Genomic DNA, 12047 nt, shown 5'->3' on the forward strand with positions numbered 1-12047 from the left:
TTAATAAAGTTTTTTTCAATTTGTTATTGTACTTGACAAATTTTTGTATACGAAATCCATTTTTGATTACATTAAATAAAAATTCACTTCGCTTTTTTAAGAGATTATCGCTGTAGTAATATTCCTCTTTGCCCTTAAAAAGGTTATAATGAGGTTGTTTAAAAGATAGAAAGGAGACCATATTTTGAATCCCGATCAGAAATATCCCCTAAACCAATCAAAGCTAACCAGTGAAAACCTCGCTCAAGCAGTCTTTATCGTGAATCGCCATGCAAAAACAGCAACTAATCCCAAATTTCTGTACAAATTAAAACAAGAATCCTTAAAAAAGTTGATCCTAGAAGGTAAAGCTAAAAAGGTAGGTCTCCATTTTTCTGAGAATCCACGAAATAGCCAGCAGCAGTCAGATGTCCTCGTTGAATGTGGAAGATATACTTTTCATATACCGCCGACAAAAACTGATTTTCATGACCTCCCCCATCTGGGCAAATTAGATGGACTTGTACGAAACCCAAAGGCAGCGCTCTCTCTTAATACAGCAAAAGCATTATTACAATCCTACACCGGTCTTGCTGAAGATGACCAGCCTCCTACCAATAAGCAAAAAAATCAGCGAACCTACCAAAAACCAATTTTCAAAAAGTTAGGTGAAAGATACTTCTAACAGCACTGCAAAAAGCCAGGATATACCTGGCTTTTTTTCTGCTTCCAAATCGGTACTCCTCGGTTATGTAGTTTGCCTTAATTTTGCAACATATTCTTGATAATTTTGTGAACAACATCACAAATGGATAGACTGTCATTAAAATCCGATTTACAATACACGCATAGAGTAGATAATTTACAGTTTGGATAAACTTTTAAAAGAGGTGCTTTAGCATGAAAGGAACTGCGATTCTATTCCAAGAGCAAGATATTACATTTATTGAAAATGTGGATCATTCCATTTACGTTGAGCTTAAGGATCAATGTGGAAACGCAAATTGTAGATGCAAGCTCGATGAAAAAATGGTAGAATTCGGTCTTGTGTCACCTGTCTTCTGGCATGAGGATGAGGTTGACTGGGATTATGGTTATTAATAATACTCTTTAATTTGATATATACCCCCTCCCCCAAAAAAACGGTCTAAAGATTCTTTAGATCGTTTTTTAATTCCAACATAAACGCTCCCCTTAAATAGTAGAATCTTTAGCTCCAAAAGTCTATAATCAATATATTCTCTACAGAAAATGAATCCTTAAATGGAAGGATGGACTAGATTGGAGCATTTGATTAATCCACAGGTGAAAAATATTGAAATTTCGGGAATTAGGAAATTTTTTAATATGGTAGCCCATATGGATGACTTGATTTCCTTTACAATAGGACAGCCAGATTTCCCAACTCCTGAGCATGTGAAAAAAGCGGGTATTGCTGCAATTAATAATAACTTTACCTCCTATACACACAACGCTGGGACGATTGAACTAAGGAAATCGGCTTGCGATTTTTACGAAAAAAAATATGGCTTGCGTTATAATCCTGAATCAGAGGTAATCGTTACAACAGGAGCAAGCGAAGCGATTGATATTGCCTTTCGTACGATATTAACAGAGGGAACAGAAGTAATACTACCCGGACCGATTTATCCTGGATATGAACCGATTATTCGAATGATGGGTGCCGTTCCAGTGCATGTTGATACTCGCGAAAATCACTTTCGCTTTACTTTGAATATGATCAAACCATTTATTACCGACAAAACCCGCTGTATCGTGCTTCCTTACCCATCGAATCCGACTGGAGTAAGCCTCACGGAAGAAGAACTGAAAGAAATAGCTGAGTTTTTAAGAGGAAGGGATATTTTCATCCTAGCTGACGAAATATACAGTGAGCTCACCTATGACCAGCCACATACATCAATCGCTGGTTTTATAAAGGAAAAGACGATTGTGATTAACGGAGTATCCAAATCCCACTCGATGACAGGCTGGCGAATTGGCTTTTTATTTGCTCCAGAAAACATTGCCCAGCACATTTTAAAGGTCCACCAATATAATGTTTCTTGTGCCAATTCCATTGCCCAAAAAGCGGCCTATGAAGCCCTAACCGCAGGGTTTGATAATGCACTGGTCATGAAAAAAGAATATATGGTGAGAAGAGAATATGTTTTTAATCGGTTAATCTCAATGGGGCTTGATATCGTTAAACCTGATGGGGCTTTTTATTTCTTTGTCAAAATTCCCGACTGCATTCCTTTGAATAGCTTTGACTTTGCACTTAGGCTTGTTCAGGAAACAAAGGTGGCAGTTGTTCCTGGTAGTTCATTTTCCAATTACGGGGAAGGCTATTTTCGTTTATCCTTTGCTTGTTCCATGGAAACATTAGAGCTCGGCCTTAATCGAATTGAACACTATCTAAAAAGATGGTAAAAAATAACCCTCACTGAGTATAAAGTGAGGGTTATTTCTTTATTGTCCTTTATATTTTCCATTATTCTTTGGAGCCTTTTCCTTTTTAGCCTTTTCTTTATGAATTTGATTTGCGGCTGCAGAACCCATTTCATGGGCAAATTCTTCATTTAATACAGCAGAATCAAAACCCTTTTTATTTTTTTGTTGCGGATCATTCTTTTTTGTTCGTTTTGCCATTAACAATTCCTCCTATTTTCAAGATTTCTATCATAGTTTCTTGAAGACGGGAGGAATTTATTCATTTCCTCTTAGCCCAGCCAATATTTATATAAAGCCTGCGTTCCGCTATTTTCTTCGCCTTGTTCAACTAATTGATCATAGAGAGATTTCGCTAAAGCCAGTCCTGGTACCTTCATTTCCATTTGCTCAGCCTCATCCAAAGCAATTTTCATATCCTTAATAAAATGCTTTATGTAAAAGCCAGGTTCAAAATTCCCATTCAACATTCTTGGGGCTAGATTACTTAATGACCAGCTGCCGGCAGCTCCTGCTGTAATACTTTTTAAAACATTTTCAGGATTAAGTCCCGCTTTTTCGGCATAAACAACCGCTTCACAGACACCAATCATATTTGAAGCAATGGCAATTTGATTACACATTTTTGTATGTTGTCCTGCCCCCGGTTTTCCTTGGTAGACAATATTTGTTCCTAGATACTCGAGGATTGGACGAGTTGCAGCAAAAGCAGCCTCCTCTCCACCAACCATAATTGATAGTTTCGCTTCTTTTGCCCCCACGTCCCCGCCAGATACCGGAGCATCAATTGCTTGAATCCCTCGCTTATTTGCCTCTTCGTATATCTTTACAGCAAGAGACGGGGCAGAAGTTGTCATATCAATCAAATAACTTCCTGGTTTTCCATAATGAATCAAACCATGTTCTCCAAAATAAACTTCCTCAACATCCGTTGGGTACCCCACCATAGTAAAAATAACTGAAGCCTTTTCTGCCACTATTCTTGGGGTTTCAGCCCAGATAGCCCCCATTTCGAACAAGTGTTCGACCTTTTCTTTTGTTCTAGAATAAACTACTAAGGGATAGCCAGCATTCAATAGGTGCCCTGCCATGCTTTTCCCCATCACACCTATTCCAATAAATCCAATTACCGTATTTTCTATAGTTAACAATATAATCCTTCCCCTCACTTTAATTTCCTTTTATTTTAGCACTATCATTTATTAATAGGGAAGAACAAAAGGCGCAAGCGCCCGTTTAGCGGCGTATGGACTCCTCGAAAAAGCTAACGCTTTTTCTTCGTGCGATGCTTATGCTGCCGAAGTGTTCCTTGTGGAGCGCTTTGACTGAGATAAAGGAAACACGGAGAGCATAGCGATTCGATGTTGACTTATCGTAGGGAAAAGAGCGAAGTCCACTAGCCGTTGGGCGCTGGAGCTGGATTCAGATAACTATTTCAAGTTATCATCACTATATTGTTTTATAATTTCCTATACAATAAAAAAAACCAGAACGTCTCAGTCGTTCTGGTCTTAAGTGCTCCATCTCCAAATTTATGCACATATAAATGTTGCCCAAAACAAGCAATGTTAAACATGAATTATAATTCAGAAGAAAAGTTCGTTAAAAAAGCACGTCCAAATACTTCCTCGTTATTATACACTTCTATAGAGACACCCTGCTCCTGCTCAATCATTTTTTTAAGTAGATCAATGTGTAAATCTTTTTTCAAAGGGATCGGATCCATAAAAATATATTTTTCACTTTTTCCTTTCACCTCTAAATATTCACCGTTCAGTACTTGGTCTTCTCCATAGATTATTTCACGTTTTCCGATTGCGGCAGCTAACCTGTCGTCGTGGATGCTAACTTTTACTTTGTATAACTGATGCCCCTCTAGTAGTTCATTATTAATTCGAAAGCGAAATTGAAGCTCATTATTTTTCGTGAGTAGGGCATCGGCATAGCGATTGACAATTAATTCATTTGAAAACACTAGTCCACAACCAGTTAAAATGGATAAACAATAAGCCCCTAAGACCAACAACATCACGATTTTCCTATTTCTTCGCATTTATAACACTCCCTTATATTTTTACCTTAGCCAAAATACCTTGGTAGTAAACGTAAAAGAAAGGTTAATCTAGGAAATTGTTTTTTATCTAAATAGCTTTTATTGTTTCCAGTATTTTAAATTCGATATTTGAACTTAAAATAATTTTCATCCCTTCACGAAAAAAGGAGCGACTACTTTATGAGTCACTCCTTTTTGTAGAAAAGTATCTTATAGCTTTGTTGCTAAATTTACTGCTTCAATGACTTGAGCAGTTGTTTGCATATTGAGTACCTCGATTGCTAGTTTCTCCATATCAGACTTTTTCAAGTTCCGAATTAGGGAGCGCGCCTTTAGAATCGATGTTGCGCTCATTGAAAACTCGTCCAAGCCAAGTCCAAGAAGAATCGGAATCGCGGTTTCATCTCCAGCCATTTCTCCGCACATACCTGTCCATTTTCCTTCTACATGTGATGCATCAATAACCATTTTTACTAAACGTAAAATTGATGGGCTATATGGCTGATAAAGATAGGATACACGTTGGTTCATCCGGTCTGCTGCCATTGTATATTGAATTAAATCATTCGTTCCGATACTGAAGAAGTCCACTTCTTTTGCAAATTGGTCAGCAAGAATGGCAGTAGATGGAATTTCTACCATAATTCCGAGTTCAATCTTCTCTGCCACTTTTTGACCCTCAGCAAGAAGCTTTTGCTTTTCTTCCTCAAGAATGGCCTTTGCCGCGCGGAACTCATCCAAAGTTGCTATCATCGGGAACATGATCTTTAAATTTCCATAGATGCTTGCCCGTAATAAGGCACGAAGTTGGGTACGGAATATCCCTTGTTCTTCTAAACATAAACGAATCGCTCTGAAACCTAAGAATGGATTCATTTCCTTTGGTAATTCTAGGTATGGCAGTTCTTTATCACCGCCAATATCCAGTGTACGAACAACAACTGGCTTGCCAGTCATTCCTTCTAGAACTGCTTTATAGGCTACAAACTGTTCTTCTTCGGTAGGAAGCTGATCTCGGCCCATGTAAAGAAATTCGGTTCTATACAATCCGACGCCTTCCCCACCATTAGCGATAACCCCTTTTAAATCATTAGGAGTACCGATATTGGCAACCAATTCAACATGCTGGCCGTCAGCAGAAACTGTTGGTTCATTGACAAGTTTCGCCCATTCCGCTTTTTGCACTTCATATTCATCATGAATTTTTCGATATTGTTCAACAAGTTCAGGTGTTGGATTAATATGGACTTCGCCCTTTAACCCATCGACAATAACGAAATCTCCATTATTAATGGCTTCAGTAGCTGTCTTGGTACCAACAACAGCAGGAATCTCCAAAGAACGCGCCATAATCGCTGAATGTGATGTCCGACCTCCGATGTTTGTCGTGAATCCTTTAACAAATTGCCGATTTAATTGAGCTGTATCTGAAGGTGTTAAATCTTCCGCCACAATAATCACTTCTTCAGCAATCATACTCGGATTTACTATTTGAACTCCCAACAAATGGGAAAGAACTCGTTTTGTTACATCACGGATATCAGCTGCCCGTTCTTTCATGTATTCATTATCCATTTGCTCAAACATCATCACAAACATGTCAGCAGTTTCTTTAAGGGCAGATTCTGCATTCACATTTTCAGATGTAATTTTATCTTCAATCGGTGTGTTTAATTCTGGATCACTGAGTACAAGGAGATGTGCTTCAAAAATTGCTGCTTTGTCCTCGCCAAGGTCCACCTTAGCACGGTCACGAATGACTTCTAGTTCAGCTTTGGATTTGTTCATAGCTTGACGAAAACGTTCAACCTCAGCAGCAGCATCATCTATTGTTTTCTGTTCAAAAGATAAATCCGGCTCAACTAGACGGTATGCCTTAGCAATTGCAATACCATTTGACGCGGCTATTCCAGATAAAAAAGTCATTATTCAGCCAATCCTTCTTTTTTCAATGTTTCTTCAAGGCTGTTTAAGGCATGATCAGCATCGCTGCCTTCTGCTGTAATCTTAATATCTGCTCCCTGGCCAATGCCTAGGGACATAACACCCATGATTGATTTTAAATTTACTTTTTTTCCTTTAAACTCTAAGTTTATTTCTGAATCGAATTTGCTTGCTGTTTGAACCAATAAAGTTGCCGGTCTCGCGTGAATTCCTGTTTCTGCGATTACTTTAAATTGTTTCTCTGCCATGCTATCCAAACTCCTTTTATATATGTAATATGTTTATTTGATACTTGCCCATTAAATTTATACAATTTACCTCTTTTAGTCAACTAAATCACTACAAGAAGATAGATATAGGTAACTTCCTTCTATTTTCTGTTACTTTTCCCATCTAATACCAATAATATATAACCTATTTAGCTTGTTTGTTGCTGCACTTCTATTCAGGACAAATGCTAGAAATTCACTTCATTTTTTTCATACAACTAAAATAGCTAAATCCAAACAAAAGAGAACCCAGTACGTCCGGATTCTCCTATTAGAACGGCTAGTATTAACTTCTTGGTTCTTTAAGATATTGAAACAATAGATCTCCACCACGCTGGCCAATTCCGCGGAAATGCTTAAAGTCCTTTCTCTTTACAAGAACTTGGCGAAATTCCATAAATTCTTCATTCTTGACATAATACTCTGAAAGTTCCCCGGTCATCAGTCGATCCAAAATTTCCGTTATTATTTCTTCCCTCATTTGTTAGTTGCACCACCTTTACCTCTTTCTATTTTATAGTGCTTTCCTTTTTTTAAGTCAAATTTCTTTCTTATATGAAACATTTAGAAATATTTCCCATTCTTTTGTCGAAATCTTAAACAGATAATAAATAATCCAGTAAGAATTAACCAAATTGTCAAATTAAATCCTTTACGAAATTGGAAAAGTAGTGCAAACTGTTATTTAAATGGATTTTATAGTTTTTAAGGTAAAGGAGAGAGACTAATTGAAAAAAGCAGAAGTAGGTAATCTCATCGAATTCCGTGGCGGCTTGCAAGGGATTGTAGAAAAGGTAAATGAAAATTCTGTAATAGTCGACCTAACATATATGGATAATTACCGTGATTTAGAATTAGATCAGCGTACAGTTGTCAACCATAAAAACTATAAGGTTGTAAAAGAAAGCGCTTATTAATGTGAAAGAATACTAGAAAAAGGGGAAGCGTCCGTTCAAGGGCTAGTACACTAGCAAATGGGCGCTGGAGCTAAACATGGTAGAAAAGGCAGTCCTTGGCTGCCTTTTCTTTTTGTGAAATAAAATTATTTATCTTGTCCTGTTTCTTTAGATAACTGCTTTAAAGATTTTACTTTACCATGAGGATTTTGGTCCTGCTTCCTAACAGTCCATTCCCTTTCTTCTTGACTCCTTGCTTTACTCATTATTTTCACTCCCTTCCCATTTATTTTTTTCTTCTTTTTATGTTCTTATCATAAGAATTGGTTAAAATGTTTAATGTAATCATTTCCTTTTCCACATCTTTTTTGGTAAAGTATATTTTATTGATTGCTAAAGGGGCATTACTTGATGAAAAAAAACATCCTAAACCTCCGCTTTTTAACCGGCTTGATTATGGCACATGCACTCATATTTTTTTCCTTCAATGATAAAGCTATTTTTTGGTATATCTATACTGGCTCAGTCCTCGTGTTAATAGCTTTTGCTACGTTCCAAGGTGATGTAGAAGATGAGCTATCCTTTTTCCAATATATCTTCCTTGGTGCTATAAGTGGATTCTTGTTATATTTTATTTTTTGGATTGGGATTCACGTTCTCGGAATCCTTCATCTTCCATTTGAAACCAGTATTAAAAAACTGTACCGTTGGTATGCGCCTTCACTATTTTGGCAATACATTGCATTGGTCCTGGTTGCTGCTCCTGGAGAGGAACTTTTCTGGCGGGGATTTATTCAAAAAAGTTTATTGAAATACTTTAGACCGTTAGAGAGCATTGTGATAGCCGCGCTACTATATGCTTCGGTCAATATTTATTCAAGCTCTTTCTTATTAGTTTTAGCTGCTTTTATTTCAGGTATTGTCTGGGGTTTACTTTATTATTGGAAAAAAAGTATGCCACTTGTGATTGTTTCCCATATTATTTTTGATATTATGATTTTTATCATACTGCCATTTACCTAACGAAAGCAGCTGAAGTGATCAGCTGCTTTTTCGATTATTTCTCATTAGGAGTAAATGGTTTCATCCATAATAATATAAAAAAGGTCATACAAATATACCCGAATAAGGGATAAAGGTAGGAGAGCAAGGTACTATAATTCACTAAACTAATGAGGTAGGACACAACAAAAATAGCAGTAACTGATAACATTGTCGGAACCGGCATGTATTGCTGCAATTGTCTATCAAGTCCAAAGACATTTCCAATTACAGAAGTGAAAATTTCTCCATAAATAACGAGAACAAAAATCCAATAAAAAAACGGAGCTAGGTTTTTCATAATAATCGCCATTGGAATATCATATAATTCAAGGTTTGGCAACATAATCAAGGTAAAATGACTACCGATTAATATTAGGGTTAATGCAAGTCCACCAAGAATTCCCCCCCATTTAATAGTCCAGTCATCCCTAACCTCTGTTGCAACGGGTACTAATACCGCCTGGGCTAGGCCTAGATTTAAGGCTGCATACGAAAAAGGGGCAATCACACTCTTCCAGCCATCAGCCGCATGGGGAATAAACAAAAAATGCTCTAAAAAGTGCGGCATTTGCAGTGATAAAAACATTAAAATCAAGCTAAAAGTAATCATTAATGGAACAATAAACGCATTAACGGCAAACAGACCTTTAGTTCCTACTAGCATAACAAGATAGGATAGAAATATCGTTAAAAAAACGCCAAGATTTTTTGGAAGCCCCAGTTGTTCCTCAAAAACCGCTCCTGCCCCTGCCAGCATCACTGCACTAACCCCAAGAAGCATAATTAGCATAAATATATTTATGACACTGCCTGCCCATTTTCCAAACAGGTACTCGTTAAATTCTTGATAGGATTTTGCTTCGATTTGTGCCGCCATTCTCATCATCTTTGAGCCAATCATGACAAAAAGATATCCACTCATTAATATACTTATAAAGCCGAAGAAACCAAATCGCGAAAAAAATTCAACGATTTCTTTTCCTGTGGCGAATCCTGCTCCTACAACAGTCCCTACATAAACTGCCGCAATTTGAAAGGCTTGATTCCAATTCTTCTTCACATCATCTCCCCCTTAACATCAATATATGAACCAAGGGACAAACAAAGACGAGCTTTTTTCCTTGACTACCAACTATTGCTATAAACAAATTCCTTGAAAGTCAAAAAAGGTCAGAGTATACTAACTTACAAGGTCAAATATAGTCAAAGTCAAATGAAAAAAACGAGATAACAAGGAGGTTATTTATTTATGCTTTGTCAACAATGCAAGCAAAATCAAGCAACTGTGCAATTAACAATGAACGTTAACGGGCAACGAAATGATGTGAAACTCTGCCTTGAATGTTATGCAAAAGAAAAGCAGGCATTAGGTGCGGGCTTCGGAATGAACATGCATCCGTTCCAAGGCTTCCCTTTTGAAGATCTCTTTATGAATAAAAGCTTTTCAGAGGGTCAAAGCACGAATAGTCAATTTGCCTCACAAAATGAAAGGAAACCGGCACATGGCGGCTTTATTGATCAATTCGGTCAGAACTTAACCCATTTAGCTAAAGCAGGTTTGATTGACCCAGTAATTGGACGTGATGATGAAGTAAAACGAGTCATTGAAATCCTTAATAGACGAAACAAAAATAATCCCGTTTTAATCGGTGAACCAGGTGTCGGGAAAACGGCCATTGCTGAGGGTCTGGCACAAAAAATAGCTGAAGGAGATGTCCCAGTCAAGCTGAGAAATAAAGAAGTTTATTTGTTGGATGTTGCTTCTCTGGTCGCTAATACCGGAATTCGCGGTCAATTTGAGGAACGAATGAAGCAATTAATTATGGAATTACAAAAGCGTAGCGACATTATCCTTTTCATTGATGAAATTCATCTGCTTGTTGGAGCGGGCTCTGCTGAAGGCTCTATGGATGCCGGCAATATCCTTAAGCCCGTCCTTGCCCGTGGTGAATTGCAGGTAATTGGTGCCACAACCTTAAAGGAATACCGGCAAATTGAAAAGGATTCAGCATTAGAGCGTCGCTTCCAGCCTGTTCATGTTCAAGAACCAAGTTCAGAAGCTGCGATTCAAATCTTAAAGGGCCTTCAGAAGAAATACGAGGATTACCATGAAGTCAATTATGCAGATGAAGCAATCCATGCTTGTGTGAACTTATCACAGCGCTATATTCAAGACCGCTTTTTACCGGATAAGGCGATTGACTTACTTGATGAAGCTGGTTCAAAATTGAATCTCACTACTGATAATGAAAGTAATGAACAAATTGAAGTGCGGCTAAAGGAAATTGCCGCTGCCAAGGAAGAAGCATTAAAAAATGAACATTATGAAAAGGCTGCGAAGCTTCGTGATGAAGAAACAAAACTTGAAGAGTCCCTAAAAAAGGGTCCTAACTCAGAAAGACCAATTATCACTGTTTCACATATTGAAAAAATTATAGAACAAAAAACAGGCATTCCAGTCGGAAAACTTCAGCAAAACGAACAGCTTAGAATGAAAAATTTACAAGTAAACTTAAATAAAAAGGTCATCGGTCAGGAAAAAGCGGTACAAAAAGTAGCAAAAGCTATTCGCCGTAGCCGGGCAGGCTTAAAAGCAAAGAATCGTCCAATTGGCTCATTCTTATTTGTCGGTCCGACAGGTGTCGGAAAAACGGAGCTGGCCAAAACACTGGCTGAAGAATTATTTGGTACGAAGGAGTCTATGATTCGCCTGGATATGAGTGAATACATGGAAAAACACAGCATCTCTAAATTAATTGGTTCACCTCCTGGGTATATCGGTCATGATGAGGCAGGACAGCTGACGGAAAAGGTACGTCGAAATTCTTATAGTATAATTTTATTAGATGAGATTGAAAAGGCACATCCAGACGTTCAGCATATGTTCCTACAAATTCTTGAAGACGGTCGTCTCACAGACAGCGGAGGAAGAATGGTAAGTTTTAAAGATACCGTCATCATCATGACAAGTAATGCCGGTATTAGTCACAAAACGGTTCACGTTGGTTTTGGGGCAAGTGAAGCAGTAGAAGAAGCTAGTATTCTCGATTCGCTTGGTAGCTTCTTTAAACCAGAATTCTTAAATCGTTTTGATAGTATCATTGAATTTAATTCACTCGATAAGGAACATATCTTATACATTGTTGATTTAATGGTGGCCGATTTAAAAGAAACCTTAGGAGAGAAACATATTGAAATAACGATGACAACCGAAACAAAAGAAAAATTAGCTGAGCTTGGTTACCACCCTGCCTTCGGGGCACGCCCGCTTCGCAGAGTGATCCAAGAACAGCTCGAAGATATGATTGCCGATATTGTTTTAGATCAACCAGATGTAAAACAATTATCAGTTATCATAGAAGATGACAAAATAAAGGTTGTTTCTAGCGTAGTTGCCGTTGAATAAAGTAA

At 37.7% G+C, this 12047-nt stretch carries 14 protein-coding genes; 6 read left to right on the forward strand and 8 right to left on the reverse strand.

Going from position 1 to position 12047, the window contains the following annotated elements; translation table 11 throughout:
- Nucleotides 1-184: 184 nt before the first annotated feature.
- The 3 genes from M5A78_RS18550 to M5A78_RS18560 all read left to right on the forward strand — a co-directional run bounded on the left by M5A78_RS18550 (nucleotide 185) and on the right by M5A78_RS18560 (nucleotide 2412).
- Nucleotides 185-664: a YkyB family protein gene (locus M5A78_RS18550; RefSeq protein ID WP_248736769.1), complete on the forward strand. Its 480-nt coding sequence runs from the start codon at nucleotides 185-187 to the stop codon at nucleotides 662-664.
- 215 nt (nucleotides 665-879) lie between these two features.
- Entirely contained in the window at nucleotides 880-1080 is a 201-nt protein-coding gene (locus M5A78_RS18555; RefSeq protein ID WP_248736770.1) for a hypothetical protein, read from the forward strand.
- A gap of 180 nt (nucleotides 1081-1260) precedes the next feature.
- Nucleotides 1261-2412 carry an aminotransferase A gene (locus tag M5A78_RS18560; protein WP_248736771.1) on the forward strand — a complete coding sequence of 384 codons (1152 nt, stop codon included), beginning with the start codon at nucleotides 1261-1263 and terminating at the stop codon, nucleotides 2410-2412.
- Between the two features lie 39 nt (nucleotides 2413-2451).
- Here M5A78_RS18560 and M5A78_RS18565 read toward each other — a convergent pair whose 3' ends face one another.
- The 6 genes from M5A78_RS18565 to M5A78_RS18590 all read right to left on the reverse strand — a co-directional run bounded on the left by M5A78_RS18565 (nucleotide 2452) and on the right by M5A78_RS18590 (nucleotide 7177).
- Nucleotides 2452-2631 carry a hypothetical protein gene (locus M5A78_RS18565; protein WP_248736772.1) on the reverse strand — a complete coding sequence of 60 codons (180 nt, stop codon included), beginning with the start codon at nucleotides 2629-2631 and terminating at the stop codon, nucleotides 2452-2454.
- A 71-nt stretch (nucleotides 2632-2702) separates the two neighbouring features.
- Nucleotides 2703-3581, reverse strand: coding sequence for an NAD(P)-dependent oxidoreductase (locus M5A78_RS18570; RefSeq protein ID WP_248736773.1), 879 nt, complete (start codon nucleotides 3579-3581; stop codon nucleotides 2703-2705).
- Nucleotides 3582-4009: 428 nt separating this feature from the next.
- Nucleotides 4010-4483, reverse strand: a complete 474-nt coding sequence (locus M5A78_RS18575) for a hypothetical protein (RefSeq protein ID WP_248736774.1) — start codon at nucleotides 4481-4483, stop codon at nucleotides 4010-4012.
- A 210-nt stretch (nucleotides 4484-4693) separates the two neighbouring features.
- Nucleotides 4694-6409, reverse strand: coding sequence for a phosphoenolpyruvate--protein phosphotransferase (ptsP, locus tag M5A78_RS18580; protein WP_248736775.1), 1716 nt, complete (start codon nucleotides 6407-6409; stop codon nucleotides 4694-4696).
- Nucleotides 6409-6675 (reverse strand): phosphocarrier protein HPr, encoded by a 267-nt coding sequence (locus tag M5A78_RS18585; protein ID WP_248736776.1) that lies wholly within the window; start codon nucleotides 6673-6675, stop codon nucleotides 6409-6411. The genes ptsP and M5A78_RS18585 overlap by 1 nt, the downstream gene beginning before the upstream one ends.
- Before the next feature lie 307 nt (nucleotides 6676-6982).
- Nucleotides 6983-7177, reverse strand: coding sequence for a hypothetical protein (locus tag M5A78_RS18590; protein ID WP_248736777.1), 195 nt, complete (start codon nucleotides 7175-7177; stop codon nucleotides 6983-6985).
- Between the two features lie 247 nt (nucleotides 7178-7424).
- Here M5A78_RS18590 and M5A78_RS18595 point away from each other — a divergent pair, with 247 nt between their 5' ends.
- The gene (locus M5A78_RS18595; RefSeq protein WP_248736778.1) at nucleotides 7425-7613 is read left to right on the forward strand and encodes a YkvS family protein; all 189 of its coding nucleotides are present in this window, start codon (nucleotides 7425-7427) and stop codon (nucleotides 7611-7613) included.
- A 125-nt stretch (nucleotides 7614-7738) separates the two neighbouring features.
- On the opposite strand, the gene M5A78_RS18600 is transcribed toward M5A78_RS18595, so the two are convergent.
- The gene (locus M5A78_RS18600) at nucleotides 7739-7858 is read right to left on the reverse strand and encodes a DUF6254 family protein (RefSeq protein ID WP_248736779.1); all 120 of its coding nucleotides are present in this window, start codon (nucleotides 7856-7858) and stop codon (nucleotides 7739-7741) included.
- A 145-nt stretch (nucleotides 7859-8003) separates the two neighbouring features.
- Here M5A78_RS18600 and M5A78_RS18605 point away from each other — a divergent pair, with 145 nt between their 5' ends.
- Nucleotides 8004-8615 (forward strand): CPBP family intramembrane glutamic endopeptidase, encoded by a 612-nt coding sequence (locus M5A78_RS18605; protein ID WP_248736780.1) that lies wholly within the window; start codon nucleotides 8004-8006, stop codon nucleotides 8613-8615.
- Between the two features lie 34 nt (nucleotides 8616-8649).
- Here the strand turns inward: M5A78_RS18605 and M5A78_RS18610 are convergent, their stop codons facing one another.
- Entirely contained in the window at nucleotides 8650-9696 is a 1047-nt protein-coding gene (locus M5A78_RS18610; protein WP_248736781.1) for a YkvI family membrane protein, read from the reverse strand.
- 189 nt (nucleotides 9697-9885) lie between these two features.
- Here M5A78_RS18610 and M5A78_RS18615 point away from each other — a divergent pair, with 189 nt between their 5' ends.
- Nucleotides 9886-12042: an ATP-dependent Clp protease ATP-binding subunit gene (locus tag M5A78_RS18615; protein WP_248736782.1), complete on the forward strand. Its 2157-nt coding sequence runs from the start codon at nucleotides 9886-9888 to the stop codon at nucleotides 12040-12042.
- The last annotated feature ends 5 nt before the right edge of the window (nucleotides 12043-12047 follow it).

It is taken from the genome of Neobacillus rhizosphaerae, assembly GCF_937468385.1.
Lineage (GTDB): Bacteria > Bacillota > Bacilli > Bacillales > Cytobacillaceae > Neobacillus > Neobacillus rhizosphaerae.

Excerpts from the sequence above, each read along its gene's own strand:
- M5A78_RS18555 (WP_248736770.1), top strand. The coding sequence starts at position 880 with ATGAAAGGAACTGCGATTCTATTCCAAGAGCAAGATATTACATTTATT.
- M5A78_RS18565 (WP_248736772.1), bottom strand. The coding sequence starts at position 2,631 with ATGGCAAAACGAACAAAAAAGAATGATCCGCAACAAAAAAATAAAAAG.
- M5A78_RS18575 (WP_248736774.1), bottom strand. The coding sequence starts at position 4,483 with ATGCGAAGAAATAGGAAAATCGTGATGTTGTTGGTCTTAGGGGCTTAT.
- ptsP (WP_248736775.1), bottom strand. The coding sequence starts at position 6,409 with ATGACTTTTTTATCTGGAATAGCCGCGTCAAATGGTATTGCAATTGCT.
- M5A78_RS18585 (WP_248736776.1), bottom strand. The coding sequence starts at position 6,675 with ATGGCAGAGAAACAATTTAAAGTAATCGCAGAAACAGGAATTCACGCG.
- M5A78_RS18590 (WP_248736777.1), bottom strand. The coding sequence starts at position 7,177 with ATGAGGGAAGAAATAATAACGGAAATTTTGGATCGACTGATGACCGGG.
- M5A78_RS18600 (WP_248736779.1), bottom strand. The coding sequence starts at position 7,858 with ATGAGTAAAGCAAGGAGTCAAGAAGAAAGGGAATGGACTGTTAGGAAG.
- M5A78_RS18605 (WP_248736780.1), top strand. The coding sequence starts at position 8,004 with ATGAAAAAAAACATCCTAAACCTCCGCTTTTTAACCGGCTTGATTATG.
- M5A78_RS18615 (WP_248736782.1), top strand. The coding sequence starts at position 9,886 with ATGCTTTGTCAACAATGCAAGCAAAATCAAGCAACTGTGCAATTAACA.